This is a genomic window from Flavobacterium johnsoniae (assembly GCF_001879205.1).
In the GTDB taxonomy this organism is placed as follows: domain Bacteria; phylum Bacteroidota; class Bacteroidia; order Flavobacteriales; family Flavobacteriaceae; genus Flavobacterium; species Flavobacterium johnsoniae_A.
The window spans coordinates 274,553-296,287 of the sequence record NZ_MLFK01000007.1 but is presented as its reverse complement, the minus strand read 5'-3'; the positions used below and the strand labels follow the sequence as shown (position 1 = coordinate 296,287).

General features: G+C 36.1%; 15 protein-coding genes. 10 read left to right on the top strand and 5 right to left on the bottom strand.

Annotation, left to right across the window (positions count from 1 at the left end):
* Nucleotides 1-177: 177 nt before the first annotated feature.
* From BKM63_RS12845 to BKM63_RS12835, 3 genes are all read left to right on the top strand, one after another.
* The gene (locus BKM63_RS12845) at nt 178-3,273 is read left to right on the top strand and encodes a DUF5107 domain-containing protein (RefSeq protein ID WP_071636974.1); all 3,096 of its coding nucleotides are present in this window, start codon (nt 178-180) and stop codon (nt 3,271-3,273) included.
* Between the two features lie 22 nt (nt 3,274-3,295).
* Nucleotides 3,296-5,482: a M1 family metallopeptidase gene (locus BKM63_RS12840; protein WP_071637361.1), complete on the top strand. Its 2,187-nt coding sequence runs from the start codon at nt 3,296-3,298 to the stop codon at nt 5,480-5,482.
* 178 nt (nt 5,483-5,660) lie between these two features.
* Nucleotides 5,661-7,037 (top strand): Gfo/Idh/MocA family protein, encoded by a 1,377-nt coding sequence (locus BKM63_RS12835; protein WP_071636973.1) that lies wholly within the window; start codon nt 5,661-5,663, stop codon nt 7,035-7,037.
* Between the two features lie 81 nt (nt 7,038-7,118).
* Here the strand turns inward: BKM63_RS12835 and BKM63_RS12830 are convergent, their stop codons facing one another.
* The 4 genes from BKM63_RS12830 to guaA all read right to left on the bottom strand — a co-directional run bounded on the left by BKM63_RS12830 (nt 7,119) and on the right by guaA (nt 13,208).
* Nucleotides 7,119-7,520: an OsmC family protein gene (locus BKM63_RS12830; protein ID WP_071636972.1), complete on the bottom strand. Its 402-nt coding sequence runs from the start codon at nt 7,518-7,520 to the stop codon at nt 7,119-7,121.
* Nucleotides 7,520-9,619, bottom strand: a complete 2,100-nt coding sequence (locus BKM63_RS12825; RefSeq protein WP_071636971.1) for a PBP1 and LysM peptidoglycan-binding domain-containing protein — start codon at nt 9,617-9,619, stop codon at nt 7,520-7,522. The genes BKM63_RS12830 and BKM63_RS12825 overlap by 1 nt, the downstream gene beginning before the upstream one ends.
* Nucleotides 9,620-9,713: 94 nt before the next feature.
* Nucleotides 9,714-11,615: a lytic transglycosylase gene (locus BKM63_RS12820; protein ID WP_071636970.1), complete on the bottom strand. Its 1,902-nt coding sequence runs from the start codon at nt 11,613-11,615 to the stop codon at nt 9,714-9,716.
* 63 nt (nt 11,616-11,678) lie between these two features.
* On the bottom strand, nt 11,679-13,208 hold the full coding sequence (gene guaA / locus BKM63_RS12815) for a glutamine-hydrolyzing GMP synthase (protein WP_071636969.1): 1,530 nt from the start codon (nt 13,206-13,208) through the stop codon (nt 11,679-11,681).
* A gap of 240 nt (nt 13,209-13,448) precedes the next feature.
* Between guaA and BKM63_RS12810 the strand changes: the two genes are divergently transcribed.
* From BKM63_RS12810 to BKM63_RS12800, 3 genes are all read left to right on the top strand, one after another.
* Nucleotides 13,449-13,976, top strand: a complete 528-nt coding sequence (locus BKM63_RS12810; RefSeq protein WP_071637360.1) for a hypothetical protein — start codon at nt 13,449-13,451, stop codon at nt 13,974-13,976.
* Nucleotides 13,977-14,305: 329 nt separating this feature from the next.
* Complete coding sequence (locus tag BKM63_RS12805) at nt 14,306-16,042, top strand: thiamine pyrophosphate-dependent enzyme (RefSeq protein ID WP_071636968.1); 1,737 nt, start codon at nt 14,306-14,308, stop codon at nt 16,040-16,042.
* A gap of 30 nt (nt 16,043-16,072) precedes the next feature.
* Nucleotides 16,073-17,335 (top strand): MFS transporter, encoded by a 1,263-nt coding sequence (locus BKM63_RS12800; RefSeq protein ID WP_071636967.1) that lies wholly within the window; start codon nt 16,073-16,075, stop codon nt 17,333-17,335.
* Nucleotides 17,336-17,387: 52 nt separating this feature from the next.
* Here BKM63_RS12800 and BKM63_RS12795 read toward each other — a convergent pair whose 3' ends face one another.
* Nucleotides 17,388-18,101: a hypothetical protein gene (locus BKM63_RS12795; RefSeq protein ID WP_071636966.1), complete on the bottom strand. Its 714-nt coding sequence runs from the start codon at nt 18,099-18,101 to the stop codon at nt 17,388-17,390.
* Nucleotides 18,102-18,420: 319 nt separating this feature from the next.
* On the opposite strand from BKM63_RS12795, the gene BKM63_RS12790 reads away from it, so the two are divergent.
* The 4 genes from BKM63_RS12790 (at nt 18,421) to BKM63_RS12775 (ending at nt 21,581) form a co-directional block, all read left to right on the top strand.
* A complete protein-coding gene (locus BKM63_RS12790; protein WP_071636965.1) occupies nt 18,421-19,344 on the top strand; it encodes a DnaJ C-terminal domain-containing protein in 924 nt (307 codons plus the stop codon).
* Nucleotides 19,337-19,642 (top strand): chaperone modulator CbpM, encoded by a 306-nt coding sequence (locus BKM63_RS12785; protein WP_083572226.1) that lies wholly within the window; start codon nt 19,337-19,339, stop codon nt 19,640-19,642. Before BKM63_RS12790 ends, BKM63_RS12785 begins: the two co-directional genes overlap by 8 nt.
* A 165-nt stretch (nt 19,643-19,807) precedes the next feature.
* Nucleotides 19,808-20,188, top strand: a complete 381-nt coding sequence (locus tag BKM63_RS12780) for a RidA family protein (RefSeq protein ID WP_071636963.1) — start codon at nt 19,808-19,810, stop codon at nt 20,186-20,188.
* Nucleotides 20,189-20,339: 151 nt separating this feature from the next.
* Nucleotides 20,340-21,581: a voltage-gated chloride channel family protein gene (locus BKM63_RS12775; protein ID WP_071636962.1), complete on the top strand. Its 1,242-nt coding sequence runs from the start codon at nt 20,340-20,342 to the stop codon at nt 21,579-21,581.
* Nucleotides 21,582-21,735: the final 154 nt, after the last annotated feature.

Genomic DNA, 21,735 nt, shown 5'->3' with positions numbered 1-21,735 from the left:
ATTAAACATATAGAAACATAGTTTCTTCTTTGATTATAAAGAGTTTAAAGACAAATCTAGATTTGAAACACATAGACATAACTATGTGAATTTAGACAAATGAAATGCCTTTATCGACAAAGTAAACTATGATTCTATGTGTTTAAAAAAAACAACCACAAAAACCAGCTCTCCATCATGAAATTCAAACCATTATTATCCATTTTACTCTTTGGAAGCCTCTTTGTCCATGCACAAAATAAACCCACTATAAAGGAATACAAAAAAGTATTCACTACTTACCCTTTTTCAGATCCGGATCCGATTCCGAAACCTGATACCAAGTTTTATCCGTATTTCCGTTTTGATGGATTTACAGACAAACCCGTTCAAAAAGAATGGAAAGTAATTGAAATAGAAAACGATTATATCAAACTGATGATTCTGCCTGAAATAGGCGGAAAAGTCTGGTCTGCCATAGAAAAATCAACCGGAAAAGACTTTGTTTATAACAATCATGTAATCAAATTCAGAGATATTGCGATGCGCGGTCCGTGGACAAGCGGCGGGGTTGAAGGAAATTATGGTATCATAGGCCATACACCAAATTGTGCCACTCCAGTTGATTACACGATTATTAACAGAGAAGACGGAAGCATTAGCTGCGTAATTGGCGTATTGGATTTACTCACCAGAACTTCGTGGAAACTGGACATCAACGTGCCAAAAGACAAAGCTTATTTTACAACGAACTCATTCTGGTTTAATTCAACAGAATTAGAGCAGCCTTACTATACCTGGATGAATACCGGAATCAAAGCAGCAGGAAACCTGCAGTTTATCTATCCCGGACAAACTTATATTGGACACAATGGCGAATATAATTCATGGCCTATTGATAAAGAAAACGGCAAAGATTTATCTTTTTATAAAAACAATGATTTTGGAGGTTATAAATCCTATCATGTTTTTGGGAAATACAATGATTTCTTTGGCGGATATTGGCATGACGAAGATTTCGGAATGGGAAGATATGGAAACCACGACGACAAACCCGGAAAAAAAATATGGATTTGGGGATTGTCGCAGCAAGGTATGATTTGGGAAAAATTATTAACCGATACTGACGGGCAATATGTAGAAGTACAAAGCGGCAGATTGTTTAATCAGGCAAGCGAAAGCAGCAGTTTAACGCCTTTTAAACAACGTTCTTTTGCGCCATATCAAACAGATTCATGGACCGAATACTGGTTTCCGGTAAAACAGACAAAGGGTTTTGTAAAAGCGAACAATTTTGGATCTGTTAATGTTAAAAGCGAAAACGGCTGGCTGAAAATTTACTTTTCTCCACTTCAAAAGTTAAATGAAAGAATTGAAGTTTTTGAAGGCGATAAAAAAGTGTATTCTAAAGATATTGCTTTGAATACGCTGCAAACATTTAAAGATTCGATTCAGATAAAAGTCGATTCTAATAAATTGAAATTTGTTTTGGGCGGCAATAAACTGGTTTGGAATTCTGATCCAGAAGATGGAAACATTAATCGTCCGACAGAACTTCCAAAAGATTTCGACCATAATTCCGTTTACGGATTATACCTGCAGGGCAAAAACTACATTAGCTTTAAAGATTATGTTTTAGCTGAGGAAAAACTGAATGCGTGCCTGCAAAAAGACCCAAACTTTGCTCCCGCCCTTTCTGATTTGGCACAATTGCAAATAAGAAAATTTCAATATAAGGAAGCCATTGCAACAGCAGGCAAAGCATTGGCAATAAATACTTATGATCCTGCTGCCAATTATTACTATGCCTTGGCAAATCTTCACTTAGGCAATATTACAGATGCCAAAGACGGTTTTGATATCGCTGCCGCAAGTGTCGAATTTCGCAGTCCGGCTTACACCGCATTAAGCAAAATTTATTTTAAAGAAAATGATTGGGCAAAAGCCGCTGAATATGCCGAAAAAAGCCTGCTGAACAATCAGAATAATTTAGAAGGTTTACAACTTTTGGCCGTGATTTACCGCTTAGAGAATAACGCAGGCAAAGCAAATGAAGTGCTTAATAAAATCAATAGCGTTGACCCTTTAAATCATTTTGCAGGTTTTGAAAAATTCCTTTCAGAAAAATCAGAAACATCAAAATCGCATTTCACATCGAAAATTCAAAATGAAATGCCGGAGCAGACGTATTTAGAACTAGGAATATGGTATCAGGATCTGGGCCTTAAAGATGAAGCTTTAAAAGTCTTTGCTTTGGTGGCTCCAAGTGCTGAAATTATATATTGGCAGGCATTTTTAGAAAACAAATCAGTTGATATCAGCAAAATTAAGCCCGGAACAAGTTTTCCTTTCCGCCCGGAAACCGCTGCTATTCTTCAAGATTTAATTCAGAAAAACGAACAGTATCAATTAAAATATCATTTGGGTTTAATAGAATGGAATCGCAGCAACATTTCTAAAGCAAAAGAATTGTTCTCGAAATGCGGTACAAAACCAGTTGATCCTGCTTTTTATGCTGCAAAAGCCTCTTTATTTAAAGATGATTCACAAGTCGTAATTACAAGTCTGCAAGAGGCTATTAAATTAGACAGCCAAAGCTGGCGATATCCAAAATTATTGGCAGAACATTACATCGCTCAAAAACAATTTGATAAGGCACTTGCCATTACTGAACCGTTTTACAAAAAGCATAAAGAGAATTATCTTATCGGAATGTTGTATGCTAAAACCTTGCTTCTCAACAAAAAATATAAAGAAGCAGATGCTTTTTTAACCAAGTTGGAAATTCTTCCGTTTGAAGGAGCAACCGCCGGAAGACAATTGTATCACGAAGCAAAACTGATGCAGGCTTTGGCAGAAATGAAAAACAAACAGTACAAAAAAGCTTTACAATTTATTTCCGATGCAAAACTTTGGCCTCAGAATTTGGGAGTTGGAAAACCATACGAAGAAGATATTGACGAAAGGCTGGAAAACTGGCTCGATTATCTGTCTTATACCAATTTGGGAGATAAAGAAACGGCAGAAAAATCGCTGCGAAAAATCGTGGCGTTTCAACCAAAAGTAGACAATACGGTTATGAACTTTTTGCCTGCTAATCAGCTTATTTCGGCTTGGGCAATAGAAAAAACAGCTTCGGCAGAAAAAGCGCAGGAATGGCTGCAAAAGCAAGCTGCCTTATATCCTGCCAATAAAATAATTCAGTGGAGTTTATTGTCTTACACCAAAAAACAATCGGCTATTTTAAGTGAAGACGAAAAAGACGGTGAAGTTAGAATTATCGAAAAACTGTAAAGAACTTTCAAAAACAATTAAAATGAAAAAACATTTTTTAAAATATACTTTTTTGGGTCTTGTCCTTTTGATAAGTCCAAAAATAGAAGCACAAAACAAAGCAGAAAAGACCGATGAACTATCCATTTATCGCACTACTCCTTTAAAAATGCATGATTTAATTCATACCAAGCTGGAAGTTTCATTCGATTACGGAAAACGTTATTTGTACGGAAAAGAATGGATTACCTTAAAACCCCATTTTTACGAAACCGATTCGCTTAAACTGGATGCAAAAGGAATGGATTTCAAAGAAATCGCTGTTATTGACGGTAAAAAAAGTATTCCGCTACAATACAAATACGATAACGAGGAACTTTCGATTGCTTTAAACAGAAAATACAAAAGAACTGAAAAGTATACGATTTACATTAATTACACCGCAAAACCAGCAGAACTGAAGAGTAAAGCCGGAGAATCGATTACAAACTCAAACGGATTGTATTTTATTAATCCTGACGGAAAAGAAGACAAACCAACGCAAATTTGGACGCAAGGCGAGACTGAAGCTTCATCGGCTTGGTTTCCCACAATTGACAAACCAAATCAGAAAACAACTTCTGAAATTGCAATGACAGTGGAGGCAAAATATACCACGCTTTCAAACGGTAAATTAACTTCACAAAAAGTAAATAAAGACGGTACAAGAACCGATACCTGGAAAATGGAACAGCCAAATGCACCTTATTTATTTATGATGGCCGTTGGAGATTTTAAAATCTATAAAGATTCTTATAACGGAAAAGAAGTCAGCTATTATTTAGAGCCAAAATACGCGCCGTATGCCAAACAGATTTTTTATAAAACGCCAGATATGATGAATTTTTACAGCAAAATGCTTGGCGTAGAATATCCCTGGGCAAAATACGCGCAAATTGTGGTGAAAGACTATTTTGGAGGTGCAATGGAAAATACTTCGGCTACAGTTCATGGCGAATATGTTCAAAAAACAGAGAGAGAATTATTAGATGATAATCAGGAAAGTACCATTGCTCACGAACTTTTTCATCAATGGTTTGGAGATTATGTAACGGCTGAGTCGTGGTCAAACTTAACAATGAATGAATCGTTTGCCACTTTTGGAGAAGTACTTTGGCACGGTCACGATGCCGGACAAGATGCGGAAGACAGATCGCGTTATGAGAAATTGCAGAATTATCTGCGCTCTCAAAAAAATGGCAACAGTCCAATTTTAGCACGTTTTCATTACAAAAACGCAGACGATATGTTTGATAATATCAGCTATTCAAAAGGTTCGATTATTTTGTATGCGATGAAAAACCAAATGGGAGACGAAGCCTTTTTTAAAGGACTAAATCATTATCTAACAACAAATGCTTATAAATCCGGCGAACCGCATCAACTGCGTCTGTCGATGGAAGAAGTGACTGGAAAAGACTGGCTGCCTTATTTTGATCAATGGTATTATAATGCTGGAAGTCCAATTTTGGATGTGACTTACAAATACGCTAACGGAAAAATTATTATTACGATAATTCAATCTCAGGATAGTGCAGTGCAAACATTTACGCTCCCATTAAAAGTTGATTTTTACGCGAACGGAACTAAAATAAGAAAAGATATTTTAATTAATAAAAGAGAACAAAGCTTCAGCTTTGACCTTCCTTCAAAACCTGAATTTATAGATTTAGATCCAGATAAAATCCTGGTTGGAGAAGTTAATGTAGATAAAAAAACTCCTGCTGATTATCTTTTTCAATATAAAAATGCACCATCGTATTACAACCGAATCGAAGCCATAAAATTTGCCTCAAAAGACAGAAGTCAGGAGTCACAGCTTGTTTTGCTGGAAAGTTTAAAAGATCAGCAGGAAGACTTGAGAGCATTGAGTATAAAAGCAATTGATTTAAATGAAAAACAAACCAAAGAAACTGTTTTAAAAACCCTGCTTGATATCGCTAAAAACGATAAAAAGACCATTGCCAGAGCTGCAGCGATATTAAAACTGGCTTCGACAAACGATTCATCTTATAAAAGTTTAATGCAGGAAAGCATCAAAAATCAATCATACAACGTAATTGCCGCAGGAATAGCAGGATTAGCAAAATACTCACAAGCCGAAGCAGATAATTCATTGGCTTCATTAGACGAAGACACGAAAAAACATGTAACGCCATTAATCAAAAAATTCAACAGCCAAAAGTATTAGACAAATAAAAATATATTAAAGTATATTCTATAATTAGTGATTTTAGTACGTTCTGCACGCAGAAAAAATCAAGGTGATTTAGAATTGTTTGTTTTTTGAAGCCTCTCTAATTTGGTTCATTAGAGAGGTTAAAAACAAAATCAGCTTTTAGAAATTATTTCAAAAACGAAATTTAATTATGAAATCCAGTTTATCAAAATTTATATTAGCAGTCTGTATCTTATTTGGATGCACGCTGTCCGCACAAATAATTAAAACCAAAACTCCGGCTCGCGCCAAAGGCCAGCAGGACGTTTTACGTTTGGCTGCACCGGCAATTCCAACTGTACGCGTCGCTTTCATCGGACTCGGAATGCGTGGTCCGGGAGCAGTAGAACGCATGACACATATTCCGGGTGTAGAAATTGTAGCGCTTTGCGATATGCTCGAAAAAAACACACAATCGGCAAACGAAATTCTAACTAAACAAGGACTGCCGAAAGCGCAGGAATTTTTTGGAGATGAAAATGCATGGCGAAAAGTAACCGCTCTGCCAAATGTTGATTTAGTGTATGTTGCCACAGACTGGCTACACCATGCCGTAATTGGAGTTCAGGCTATGAAAGATGGCAAACACGTCGCTATTGAAGTGCCAGGCGCTTTGACCATGAAAGAAATCTGGGAACTTATTGATACTTCTGAAAAAACCCGTAAACACTGTATGCAGTTAGAAAATTGCGTTTATGATTTTTTCGAACTTACTACTTTAAATATGGCACAGCAAGGCTTGTTTGGAGAAATTCTTCATGCCGAAGGATCGTACATTCACGGTTTACAGCCTTTTTGGGGAGAATATTGGAATAACTGGAGAATGGATTACAACATTAAACATCGCGGCGATGTTTACGCAACACACGGAATGGGTCCTGCCTGCCAGGCTTTGAATATTCATCGTGGAGACAAAATGAATTTCTTAGTTTCTATGGATACAAAAGCGGTGGGAAATCCGGCTTATATTAAAGAAAAATCAGGTCAGGAAATTAAAGACTTCAGAAACGGAGATCACACCATGACCATGATTCGTACCGAGAACGGAAAAACAATTCAAATTCAGCACGATGTTACTTCTCCCCGTCCGTACAGCAGAATGTATCAATTGAGCGGTACAAAAGGTTTTGCAAACAAATATCCATTAGAAGGTTATGCTTTGGATGGTAAAGAATTAGGAGATGATGTAAAACCAAATCACGAAAAATTAAGCGCACATTCTTTTGTTCCTGAAGAGGTTAAAAAAGCTTTGATGACAAAATACAAACACCCTATCGTAAAAGGAATTGAGGAACAAGCCAAAAAAGTAGGCGGTCATGGAGGTATGGATTTTATTATGGATTACCGTTTGATTTACTGTTTACAAAAAGGCCTTCCATTAGATATGGATGTTTACGATTTAGCAGAATGGTCCTGCCTGGGTCCGTTAACAGAAATTTCTCTGGATCATAATTCGTCTCCTGTAGAAATTCCGGATTTTACCAGAGGAGGCTGGAATAAATTGAAAAAACTGGAGTTTTCAGAATAAATATTTATTGGTTGATTAGTTAGTATTAAAGCGAGAAAAGGGCACCATAAAGTGCCCTTTTCTTATTTTATAACTTTAAAATTATTTCCAGTTAAATGTAACATTCTTTTCAATTTCGCTGCTTAAGCTCAAAAACACCGGACAAGTCATTGCCGCACGTTCTAAAATGGTTTTGCTTTTTTCATCGGCGTTACTTTTCATATCAAAAACAATTTCGATAGCCCCAATTCGGCGTGGTTCAGCATTCATGATTTTAGTTACTTCAGCAGTCGAATCAACTAAATCTACATTTAAATCGCGAGCTTTAATTCCCATAATAGTCATCATACAGCTCGCTAAAGCATTAGCAACAGTATCTGTTGGAGAAAAAGCTTCACCTTTTCCGTTATTATCTAAAGGTGCATCAGAAATGATTTCACTTCCAGATTGCACATGAATTGATTTTGTTCTTAAATCGCCTAAATAGGTTACTTTTGATGTCATTAATTTGCTGCTTTTATAGTTAAGTCTGAATCGTAATATAAAATGTAGACACCTTTATTTGCGTGTCCGCCATCTTCTTTTTTGTAAAACTGAAATTTATTGTCAACCTGTTGTGTTGTCATTAAATCTGCTGTTTCCTGATATGTTTTTCCTTGTACCAAACGCATCATTGTATCAAAAGTTACATCAAAACCTCTGGTTGCATAGGTGTTTGGATATGCTTTGTTTTTCAGTTTATATTCTTTTTTGAAGATTGAAACAGCCTGATCATCACTATCGCGCGTAACTGACGGATACATTAGTTTCAATTTCATCAAATTATTAAAATCGATCTCATCTGTATCCAGTGTACTGTTTGGTTCCAAAATTACTAATTGAACCTGACACGTTTTTTGCGCATCGATCAAAGCTTTAATTGTCGTTTTGATCATGGCCGTATTTCCGGTTTCCATTACCACATAATTCATGCGGTTTGGCAGTAATAAGCTTTTTAAATTGGCTACATCCAATCCGCCAGTTTCTGTTAAGGCCGCAAAAACAACACCTTTTTGATTTTGCTTAATATAATTTATAACCGATTCTTTTTTCTTGTCTACGACAGCCACGATGTTTCCGTTTTTAGCACGCATATAGTCAAAAACAGTATTTCTAACCACATCACTTGATGGTATCGTCTGATACAAATTATCAATCGGATTTGCTGCGTCTTTTGACAATGGAGAAATAACCGGTACATTATACAAACGAAGTGAGTTTGCAGTAGATTCGGCATTATTTTGATAAAACGGACCTACAACGGCATCAGCTTCCTGCAGCTTATTCTGTGCCAGTAGCGACGAGATATTTGATGTCGTTTTGGTTTCCTGCGAATCGTAAACCGAAACATCAATTGGAAGTTTCAATGCTTTAGCTGAGTCAATTGCCATCATAGCTCCAGAATAAAAATCAAGCGTCATATTCAAAAACTTATCTGTTTTTAAACGAGCCGCCGTTCCGGTTGTATCGCTTTGTAATTTTGCTAAATTAAACGGAAGCAGTAAAACCACTTTCTTACGGTCACTTTGTCCTCTTTTTTTTGTCAATTCTACAATTTCCGGATCTGCAGAAACCGTTTCAGATTTTACTTTATCTATAATTTTGATACCGCCTCCGCCATTACTTTCTACTGGTTTTTCAGTTATTGCAGGAGTTGTTTTTTCTGCAGGCTGTTGCTGGGCCACAATTGGTGCCGGAGCTATATATCCCGCAGGAACTTTTAAAACCATTCCTTCTTTTACCCCTTCAGAAAGTGAAGGATTTAATGCTAATAATTCTTCTTGCGACAAATGAAAAACTTTTCCTAAACTATAGAAAGTTTCCTTTGGTTTTACCTGATATTCCATGTAAGTAACTGCTTTTTTAGATTCGGCAGTTTTTTTATGTTCTTCAGGTTTGGATGCTGCAGCAGGTGCTGCAGTTTCTGTTTTAGGAGCGGTTCCTTTTATCGTTACTCTGTATCCAACCGGTAAACCGGAAACAATTTCAGGATTTCTTTTCTCTAAATCTTCAACAGTTGTATTGTATTGTTTTGCAATAGAATACTTCGTTTCTTTTGCCTGAACTTCATGATATACGTATTTTTCAGGTCCTTTATCTTTCGGTTTTTTTTCTGCAGCTGCTGTATTTTTCGACGCAGCTCCTTTTGCAGGAATTACTAATTTCTGACCAATCTGAACTCCGGTTTTTTCAAGAAACGGATTCGCTGCTTTTAAGGCTTCATCAGAGATGCCGTATTTTTTCTCAATACTGTAAAAAGTTTCCTTTGGCTGTACTTCATGAATAATTTCTTTTGAACCGCCGGCTATTTTTACCGCAGCTGTTTCTTTTTTGTCCGAATTTTTATTCGTTGCAGCCGGAATCAATAAAACAGTATTAGGCACTAAACCTCTTCTCGCATCAGGATTTAATTCATAAATATCAAAAGGCGTAACCTTAAATTTTTGCGCAATCTGGTTAATCGTTTCTCCACTTGAAACCGTGTATTTTACCACTTTCCCTTGCGAAAAAGCAGAAACAGTTACAAAAAAAACAAGTAAAAATAATGTCGAATAATATTTCATAAATAAGGCTTAAAACAATTTTAATTTTTAATTCAAAACAAGATACTAATTTCTCCCATACAAGATTCAGGCCATTTGTCAATTCCTGCCAAAATTATCGAAGATCAACTTCTAACTTGGCAATAACAACGTTCTTATATAACTCATCTTCTTCTTTTTTCTTGCATTGATATAAAACTTCCTCCATATTTTGGAACTTATCTGAATAAACATAATAAGAAAGACTGTTTATATTAAAGAAAAAACTAGCGTTAAAATCACCTGAATCAATAAGTTTCATAATTAACTTATCTCTCAGTGTTGCGTCTGTAAATATACCTAAAACTAAGTAATAGCCGTTTGAAACTTCTTTAAGATTATCATAAACTTCGATCTTTACATTTTTTTCGTTCTTAAACGGGTTCTCTTTAAGCTCACGTCGCATTTCTTCTAGTGAAACTGCTTTTGAAGTTTCGGAAGAATTTGATTTTTTTATTGCTTCATCCTGATATTTTTTCAGTTTAACCAAAGCCAGTTTGTCATCAAATTTCCTGGCTTCCATGCTGTAATAAGTGGCTTTGCTGATGTGGCGTTTTACCTCAATTTGTTTTTGGGTGTCGAGCGAATCAATTTTTGAAATCAAAAGCTGATTTTTGGCATCGCCTTGCTCCTGTTCTACTTTGTATCGTTTAATTTCGTCTAAGGAAAGTCTTTGCTGTATGGAAGTAACATTGCTGTTCTTTTCGCTTTCGCGGATTTTTTTCTTGTATTCCTGATTTTCTTCAACCGCAATTTTCTCCACTTTATTCATTAAACCCGCATACGCTTTTCGGTTCTCTGCCAGTTCTTTTTTTAGTTGAGAAGATAATTCACTTGTTTTGCCAATACTTTCGTATGATTTCTTTTCCAACCGCTTTGATTCATCTACATTCAGAATATCCATTCGTTTTAATTCTACCAAATCATTATTCATGGTATTTACCAGTGAATCTAACTTTGCCATTAAAATATCCTGAACATTTTTGTTGGCTTCTAAAACCAGACGCAATTTTTCGACCGAATTTTCCCGCGAACCATTCATATCATTCAAATTCACTTTTAAATCATTAATTTTTATAATCTTCTGATTCATTTCTTTCTGAATAACCAATCTGTCTTTTAAGTCATCAATTTCAACCGTTTTGGCTTTTGTTTTCTCCACCACCACTTGTTTTTCGGCCAGAGCCAGCATCAGTTCTTCGCTTTCGTTTGCTGGTTTAATCGCTGTAGTGTTAATGGCTAATTTATTGCCAACAACTAATCCGTTTACGATTTCCGGATTTTGCGATTCTAACTGGTCAATTGAAATTCCGTATTTTTTTGCAATCGAAAATTTGGTTTCTTTTGGTTCCACCACATGAAAAACGGTTTCCTGATTGATTACTCGAACCCTTCCGTCAAGCGTTTTTCTTTTGTTCGGAATAGCAATTGTCTGACCAATCTGCAATCCGTTTTGAAGTAATTCTTTGTTGAGATTTTCTAAATCCTGTACCGAAACATTGTATTGTCTGGCAATGCTGAACAAAGATTCCTTTGCCACAACCTGATGTGTTACTTTTGAAGAAGTAATAATTTCTGTTTTAGAAATATGGGAAGCATGGGGAATAACTAATTCCTGGCCAATCTGAAGACCGTTGGCAAGAACTGGATTAGCATTTTGAATAGCTGCTACCGAAACGTTGTATTGTTTTGATAAGCCAAAAAGGGTTTCTTTTGCGCCAACAATATGAGTAATCTGCTGGTCCTGATTTATTTTTTGTGAAGTATGAACCGGAATCTTAATAATTTGATTATCCTTGATTCCGTTTTGCGATTCGGGGTTGAGTTTGTAAATCTCATCTACAGAAACCTTATACTTTTGGGCAATGAAATAAGCGGTTTCTCCTTTTTGAATCTTGTGCTCAATAATTGAATCTTGTGCAGCTATTTTGTTAAAAGACAAAACAAACACAAGAGAAATCGTTAAAAGTTCTCTCATAAATAGTAGGTTATAAAAAATTAAGGCCTTACAAATGTAAGACCTTAATTTTAAAATACGCTGCTATTCCCACTCAATTGTTGCTGGTGGTTTTGAACTAATATCGTAAACTACACGATTCACGCCTTTTACCTTATTGATAATATCGTTAGATACTTTCATCAAGAAATCGTAAGGTAAATGAACCCAGTCAGCCGTCATACCATCTGTTGATTCTACCGCTCTAAGCGCTACTACTTTTTCGTAAGTACGCTCATCGCCCATAACGCCAACACTGTTTACCGGCAGCAAAATTGCTCCAGCCTGCCAAACTTTATCGTATAATCCCCAAGATTTTAATCCTTCGATAAAAACAGAATCAACATCTTGTAAAATTTGTACTTTCTCCGGAGTAATATCTCCTAAAATTCTAATTGATAATCCTGGTCCAGGGAAAGGGTGTCTTCCTAATAATTCAGGATCTATTCCTAAAGTAGCTCCCACTCTTCTTACTTCATCTTTAAAAAGCATTCTAAGCGGCTCTACAATTTTTAATTTCATATAATCTGGTAATCCACCCACATTATGGTGTGATTTAATAGTTGCCGACGGTCCTTTTACCGAAACAGACTCGATAACGTCTGGGTAAATAGTTCCTTGTGCCAGCCACTTTACATCTTCGATTAAATGTGATTCATCATCAAAAACTTCGATAAATACACGACCGATAGTTTTACGTTTGGTTTCAGGATCACTGATTCCGGCAAGTTCAGAAAGAAAACGATCTCCGGCGTCAACACCTTTAACGTTTAATCCCATTCCTTTGTATTGGTCTAATACATTTTGGAATTCGTTTTTACGAAGTAACCCGTTGTTTACGAAAATACAGTAAAGGTTTTTACCAATTGCCTGGTTTAATAAAACCGCTGCTACAGTAGAATCTACTCCGCCTGATAATCCTAAAACTACTTTATCGTTTCCTAATTTCTCTTTTAATTCTCCCACCATTTCTTCTACGAAAGCGTTTGGTGTAAAGTTTTGAGGAACTTCGGCAATTTTTACTAAAAAGTTCTCCAGCATTTTTGATCCATCTGTAGAATGGAAAACTTCTGGATGATATTGAATTCCGTAAGTTGTTTCGCCTTCAATTTTATAAGCGGCAAATTCTACGTCATGTGTGCTTGCTAATTTTACAGCATTTGTTGGAAGCGCTTTGATACTATCGCTGTGGCTCATCCAAACCTGACTGTTTTCTGAAACTCCTTCAAAGAAAACTTCATTATCTTTTATATAAGATAAATTTGCTCTTCCGTATTCTCTTGTATTAGAAGCTGCAACTTCACCTCCGCTAAAATGAGCTAAATATTGCGCCCCGTAACAAACGGCAAGCATTGGAAGTTTACCTCTAATTTGAGACAAATCAGGATGCGGAGCATCTTCTGCACGAACAGAAAACGGGCTTCCGCCTAAAATTACTGCTTTGTAAGCTGATAAATCACTAGGAAAGTGATTGTAAGGAAAAATTTCGCAGAATATATTTAATTCGCGAACTCTACGCGCAATAAGCTGAGTATATTGCGATCCGAAATCTAAAATAAGTACGTTGTGTTGCATGCGCAAAAATACTTTTTATATTCGAAATTGAAAAATCGGAACGTTGAAAAAATTATATTTTTTTTCAACTCTCCGATTTTGAGGTTCAAAGGCTCAAAGATGCAAAGGTTCAGAGGTTTATAAAATCACAAAAGTTTTTTTGCTTTGTTGCTCTGAACCTTTGTTACTTTGAACCTGAAAAACAAAAATCCAAAAATCAAAATATTTCGTATCTACACCAAACCCCTCTTAAATTTAACTATGAAATCAAAATGTATTGCCATTGTCTTTTTATTATCGCTGTCATTCACTTCTTGTGATGCTGTAGATGATCTATTAAGTTTTACTATTACCAATGAAGCTTCAATTAAAATTAAAAGCTCGTCGCCTATTAATCTGCCTTCGGAAATTATCACTCCGGATGTTACAACCAATTCCTCGGCCGAATTTCAGAACAACAAAACTAAAGCCAGTCTTGTAAAAGATGTAAAGATTAAATCACTTAAATTAACTATTTCAGATCCATCAGACAAAACATTTACGTTTTTAAAATCGATTCATTTATATATTTCCACAACGGATTCTGATGAAATAGAATTGGCTTATCAGGACAATATCAACTCTTCAGGCAGCACAATTGATTTAATTTGCACTGACGCAAGATTGGATCAATACATTAAAGCCGACAGCTATAAAATAAGAACTCAGGTTACTTTAAAAGAAACACTAACTAAAGATGTAACGGTTAAAGCAAAAATGAACTTTAAAGTTACCGCAGATCCGTTTTAGTCTGAGTTGCTAAGACGCTAAGGTACTAAGCTGCTAAGGTTATGAGCTAAAAGGTTCATAGGAATAAGGTGTAAACTTTGTTTCTCTGAGCCTTTTCTAATTTAATTAAAAAACTTAGTCCCTTAGAAGCTTAGCAACTTAGAACCTCCCAAAAAAAACCTTTGCAACTTTGAGCCTTTGTTACTTTGCACCTCCCAAAAACCAAATCTTTTCCTTAATTTTATAAAACCCTTTTACATCATTGCCCCAGATATATTAAAATCTAATCATTAAGAAAGTAAACCATAACCAATGTGTACTTCTAAATATTAATTTTAAAAATATAACACATGAGTAAAATAGTTGCAGAACAATTAGTTGACATGTTGGTAGAGGCTGGAGTAAAACGCGTTTATGCGGTTACCGGCGATAGTTTAAATCATTTTAATGATGCGATACGCAGAAACGGAAAAATAAAATGGATACATGTACGTCATGAAGAAGTTGGCGCCTATGCCGCTGCAGCTGAAGCAGAACTGGACGGATTTGCGGTTTGTGCCGGAAGCTGCGGTCCGGGGCACGTTCACTTAATTAATGGTTTGTATGATGCACATCGTTCGCACGTACCTTTACTTGCCATTGCATCAACAATAAATACAAGCGAAATGGGAATGGATTATTTTCAGGAAACCAATACCATAAAGCTTTTTGATGATTGCAGCTATTACAATCAAATGATTATGACAGCCGAGCAGGCGCCCAGAATTATACAAACTGCCATACAACATGCTTTAGGCAAAAAAGGAGTTGCCGTAATTGGACTGCCAGGTGATGTTTCTGAATTAAAAGCGGTTGAAAGCAATATTTCAACACAATACTTTCATTGCAATCCTGTAATCAGGCCTTCTGATACTGAATTACAGCATTTGGCAAAAGTCATTAACGAAAGTTCCAAAATAACTCTGTTTTGTGGTATTGGAGCAGAAAAGGCTCACGATCAGGTCGTACAGTTATCCCATCATATCAAAGCTCCTGTAGGATATTCTTTTAGAGGAAAAATGAGTATCCAGCCCAACAATCCCAACGAAATAGGTATGACAGGTTTATTGGGGCAGCCTTCGGCTTATCATAGTATGCACGAATCTCATTTGGTCTTATTGCTGGGAACTGATTTTCCGTATGACAAATTCATGCCGGCTGATAATAAAATTATCCAAATTGACACCAGTTCTGAACGTTTAGGCCGAAGAGCCAATCTCTATATGGGATTGTGCGGTGATGTTGCCGATACTATAGAAGCACTGATTCCTCTCCTTGAAACCAAAACCGATGATAGTTTTTTAGAAGCACAGCTAAAATTCTACAACAGCGTAAAAGAAAACATGAACACTTATATTGATGATAACGGCGGAGAAGACACGATTCAGCCTGAATACGTTGCCCATATCATTGATAAACTAGCCAGTAAGGATGCTATTTTCACTGTCGATACCGGAATGACTTGCGTTTGGGGAGCTCGTTTTATTAAAGGAACCGGAGAACGAAAAATGCTGGGTTCTTTTAACCACGGATCGATGGCAAACGCAATGCCAATGGCAATTGGCGCTGCTTTATCACATCCCGAAAGACAAGTTATTGCCATGTGCGGCGATGGTGGTTTGTCTATGTTACTGGGCGATTTGGCTACCATTCATCAATATAATATTCCCATAAAAATTATTGTATTCAACAATCGTGCTTTGGGTATGGTAAAACTCGAAATGGAAGTTAACGGACTGCCGGATAACGAAACCGATATGGTGAATCCAGACTTTGGCCTAATTGCACAGGCAATGGGTTTTCAGGGAATAAATGTTCATAAACCCGAAGAAGTTGAAGGGGCAATTGAAAACGCCTTTAGACATAATGGTCCGGTTTTACTAAATATTTTCACAAATCCAAATGCTTTGGCAATGCCTCCAAAAGTAGAATGGGAACAAGTTGTGGGCATGGCAAAATCAATGACAAGATTAATGCTTGGAGGCAAAATGGAAGAAGTTTTAGACACCATTAAATCGAATTATAAACATCTAAAAGAAGGTTTATAAATTAGGCATTAACTTAAAAAGAGCAATCTTATGGATATAAATAGTACTAAATCGTATACCAAATATTACATCATTGCCTGGGTATTTGGCCTCGTTTTTTATTTTTTAGATTATGTTATACGTTCTGCACCGGCGGTAATGCTGCCGGAACTTTCGCAGAATTTCTCAGTAAATGAGATTCGATTAGTCACTATCATCGGAACTTATTATTACACCTATTCAACCTGCAGTTTAATTGCCGGAATCGCTTTGGATCGGTTTGGAGCCAAATATTCGCTTTTTGCAGGTGCGCTTATTTTAGGAATTGGCTGTTTGCTGTTTATTATTTCCAGTCAGTTTAGCGGTGTTACAGGCCGATTATTTCAAGGTGCAGGATGTGCTTTTGCTTTTCCGGGATGTGTATATCTTGCCAGTAAAGGATTTTCGGCAAAATCGCTCGCAACAGCCATTGGATTTACACAATGCCTAGGAATGCTTGGAGGATCTGCAGGGCAATTTGTTGTTGGTCCGTTAATTGAAGAAGGAATGCATATCGATACGTTTTGGCTTTCCATTGGAATTTTTACCATCATAGTTGCTTTCGGGCTTTGGTTTATAACTCCGGCAAACCATACAGATAAAACAACACAAAGCACACAAAAGAAACAAAGTCTGCTGGATCCTTATAAAATCGTTTTTAGTAATCCGCAATCCTGGTTTTGCGGCATAATCTCCGGATTGCTGTTTGCCCCAACCACCATATTTGCGATGACATGGGCTGTTGACTTTTTTCAAAAAGACCGTGCATTAGATTTTCATACTGCGACAATATCAAGCGCAATGGTTGCTTTTGGATGGGTATTTGGATGTCCGCTTTTAGGGTACATTACAGACAAATTAAAAAAACGAAAACCAGTTTTAGTATTCGGTGCTGTATTGATGATTGCAGCATTAATTCAATTATTGTATTTTCCAGATGTACTTCCCGTCAAATACAGTATGTTTTTATTAGGCGTTGCTTCGGGAGCCGCCATGATTCCTTATTCAATTATAAAAGAAGCGAATCCTGATAATGTAAAAGGAAGTGCCACAGGAGCAATTAACTTTATAACTTTTGGAGTAACAACACTTTTAAGTCCGTTATTCAGTCGTTTATTTGGCCAAACACTCGAAGATACTCTTGATAAAACGGTACATTTTCAGCAAGCAGGTTTGTTTTGGATTGTAGGCATTTCGATAGCCATTTTAGTAAGTTTTCTGTTGAAAGAAACCGGAGAAGGAAAAACAACAAACCCTGAAAGAGTTATTATATAAGATGAAATAAGAACCTCAAATAAGGTAAGATTATGAAATATTGATCTTACCTTTATTCTTCTTTTGTAACGATAATCGATGCTTTAAAACCTGCTGCAAGATTATCCCAATAATCATTGGTAATCAATTGGCCTTTATCGTCGTAAACTCTAATTTCAGCCGTATTTCCGCCCAAAGAACCAATATTTAGAGCTTCAAAATCTAATTTATTAAAACCATTGGCCAGATTGATTCTAACATCTTTAAAATTAGAATCTAAAAGCAGATGATCCTGAATTACTTTATCATTTGAAGAAACTTTTACTAAATCGCCGTCAATTGCTCCAAAATCGCGGAATTTGACAATAAAATATTCCGATTTGGTTTTAAAATCTCCAAGAGAAATGTTCTTTTTAACCAATGTTCCACGTCCTTCTTTTAGTCCAGCATCTCTTAGCGCCTTATCTAAATCTTTTTCCATTTTGGCTACATATTGATCGCCCGGATTGGCAAAATCATTTTCTGTAGACATGCTGAATTTACTTTTCTCCTGACCTATCTGAAATTTAGATTTTTGAGTAATAGTAGTATTATCGAAAACATTAGGCGTTTTTATACCCGGGATATCAGCCGTTTCGGCCTGCGGATCTTTTACCTGAGGGATTGGCGTTTTTTTCTTTGTGCTAAACTTTGGTGCCGGGATGGGTTTGAATTTTGTACCAAACTCCGTTTGCGCTGAAACACTTACAGCGGCAAAAAATAGTATGAAAAATAAGATATGCTTCATTGAATATAGATTATCGAATCGGCTTTAAAATTTTTTATAGAACTCAAGTATAGCATCACAAAAATAACATAAATAAGTTTGGTGCGACAACTTTAAGACTATTATAACAATATATTAGGCTAATTTTTGGAATCAAAAAACCTGCCAAAAAAAAGCGATTCTATTAAAATAATTTCCAGTTAAAAAATTACAAATTCCAAAACCAGTTCAGGAGAAGGCGTTAATTTTTTATTTTAAAAGTGTACATTACTTTGATAGTTAACAACTTATTATTAACTTCAATACCTAAATTTTTCTTATCACAAAAAATGAAAAAAAGATGGATTATATCGACTATTATAAAATATTAGACGTTACCAAATCAGCTACTGAAGCCGAAATTAAAAAAGCATATCGAAAACTGGCCAGAAAATATCATCCCGATTTGAATCCGAATGATAAAGAAGCGGAGAAGAAATTCAAAGAAATAAACGAAGCAAACGAAGTTTTAAGCAATCCTGAAAATCGTAAAAAGTACGATAAATACGGAAAAGACTGGAAACACGCTGATGAATTTGAAAAAGCCGGCTACGACCCAAACCAACAACAATATTCCAGAAAACAAAGCAGCGGACAGCAGGATTTTTCCGGTTTTGGCGGAGGAGATTTTTCGGGAAGTGATTTCTCTGATTTCTTCAATTCTATGTATGGTTCCTCGGGACGAAGCAGCCGTGGACAGTCAAAATACCGTGGACAGGATTTTAATGCCGAACTGCAGCTGGATTTGAAAGACGCTTATACAACGCACAAACAAAGTTTAACCGTAAATGGTAAAAATATCCGAATTACAATTCCGGCAGGAGTCGAAAACGGCCAGGTCATCAAAATTCCCGGACATGGCGGTCCCGGAGTAAACGGCGGACCAAATGGCGATTTATACATCACCTTTTTAATTGCCAACAATTCTGATTTTAAAAGAGAAGGAAATAATTTATACTCTAATGTAGATCTCGATCTGTATACCGCGGTTTTGGGCGGCGAAATTAACATAAGCACATTTGACGGAAAAGTAAAAATTAAAGTATCGCCCGAAACACAAACCGGAACAAAAGTAAAATTAAAAGGAAAAGGATTTCCGGTCTATAAAAAAGATAATCAATTTGGGGATTTATATGTAACGTATAATCTAAAAATTCCAACCAAATTATCTGAAAAAGAAAAAGAATTGTTTACAGAATTATCTAAACTTAGAAATCATGAGTAACAAGAACTTAATACAAATAAAACAGTTTTGCGTTTATCACGAAATTGAAAATACGTTTATAAAAGAACTTAACAATTACGGATTGGTCGAAATTATAATTGAAAAAGATGATGAATACCTGCAGCCGGAACAGCTTCCTGCCGTTGAAAAAATGATTCGTATGCATTATGATCTTAATATCAATCTAGAAGGAATTGACGCTATTTATCATTTATTAAACAAAATTGAAACCTTACAGCAGCATTTAACAAACACTCAAAACAAACTCCGACTTTACGAAGAACGTTTAACTGACTAGAAATTAAAAATTCGGCTTTTAAAATATCACAAAAAAGAAAGATTTTCAGCGTGATTTCAAACGAATAATTCTCTTTTGGCAGGCATATTTCATAAATTGCAACGCATTAATTAACCTGAATTTGTTTTTAAAACTGTACAAAAACGATTCAAAAAAACTTATAAAATGAAAAGAGAAAACATCTTAACAGGATCGCCGTGGGAAGACAAAATGGGATACTGCCGCGCTGTAAGAATTGGCAATATCATTGAAGTTTCTGGCACTGTAGCAATTGTTGACGGCGATAAAGTAAAAGCCGATGATGCTTATGCGCAGACTTATAACATAATTGAACGCGTTGAAAAAGTTTTAGAAGATTTAAATGTTGGCATAAAAGACGTGATCAGAACCCGCATTTTTACAACTGATGTTTCTACTTTTGAAGAAGTTGCCAGAGCACATTCGGCTTTCTTTAAAGATGTAAAGCCTACAACAGGTTTTTATGAAATCAGTAAACTTGTTGCTCCGGAATATTTAGTCGAAATTGAATTTACGGCTGTCGTTTAGTAAAGGTTTCTGCTGCTAATTTCACGAATTTCCATTAATTGTTCTGCCACAGATTAAAGAATTAAAAAGATTTCTTTTATTTCTTCAATTAAACAACATATTTATTCGTGAAAATTCGTGAAATTCGTGGCTAAAAAACATCACACAATTAATGACTTCCCAAAACCTGAAACAATTACTAATTTCCATTCCTAAATGGATTATAATTTGTGCCTTAATAGGTGTTTTTTCAGGATCTGCATCGGCATTTTTTTTGGTTTCTTTAGAGTGGGTTACCCAGTTTAGAATACAGCACCAATGGATTATCTGGCTGTTGCCTTTCGGCGGATTTTTGGTTGGATTGACTTATTATTATTGGGGAGAATCTGTTGTAAAAGGAAACAATTTACTGCTCGAAGAATACGAACAACCTAAAAAAGTAATTCCCTTTAAAATGGCACCTCTGGTTCTTTTAGGAACTTTGCTGACCCATTTATTTGGAGGTTCGGCAGGACGCGAAGGCACAGCTGTACAAATGGGAGGCGCAATCGCAGATCAATTTACCAAGATTTTCAAACTAGACAATTCAGAGCGAAGAATTCTAATCATTCTCGGAATCAGTGCTGGTTTTGCTTCTGTTTTTGGAACTCCTTTAGCCGGAGCAATTTTTGCTTTAGAGGTTTTATATTTCAGTAAAATCAATTTTAAAAGTATTGTTCTTTCTTTTTTAGTGGCTTACGCAGCTTATTTTACAGTAGAATTTTGGGAAATAAAACATACTCATTACAGCATTCCAATTGTTCCGGAACTTACTATCGACAACCTATTTTACACCATATTAATTGGGCTTCTTTCGGGATTTGCGGCTTTATTATTTTCAAGAAGCACTCATTTCTGGGGTTCTCTTTTTTCAAAAAACATTAAATACCCGCCGCTTCGTCCGGTTATAGGCGGTATCGTTTTAGCAATTGCCATTGCCGGTTTGGGATTTACTAAATTCTCCGGACTTGGTGTTCCTGTTATAGTAGATTCATTTTCAAACCCAAGTGAATGGTATGATTTTCTTCTTAAAATAGTATTTACCGGATTTACCTTAGGAGCCGGTTTTAAAGGCGGCGAAGTAACTCCTTTGTTTTTCGTAGGCGCCACTTTAGGAAGTGCATTATCCTTATTTATTCCGATGCCGATTGCGCTTTTAGCCGGAATTGGATTTGTAGCTGTGTTCTCAGGCGCAACTCACACTCCTATTGCCTGCACGATCATGGGTCTGGAATTATTCGGCCTGCAGCCTGGAATTTTTATTGCTCTTGGTTGCACTATTGCTTATTTTTCATCAGGTTCTGTTGGTATTTATAAATCGCAGATTGTAAAAGGTGCTAAACATAAATTGTACAAAATAAATTCCAAATCCTAATTGATTTACACATCTTGCTGCTGCCAACCACAGCGTTCCTACGAAACTCTTTCATTAAAAAAATCCGTTCAAATCAGCGTTTTTGCGATAGCGAATCCGTTTCATCCGTGTGCCAATTTTACACACAGCAACTCAATCTCAAAATAACTAAAAC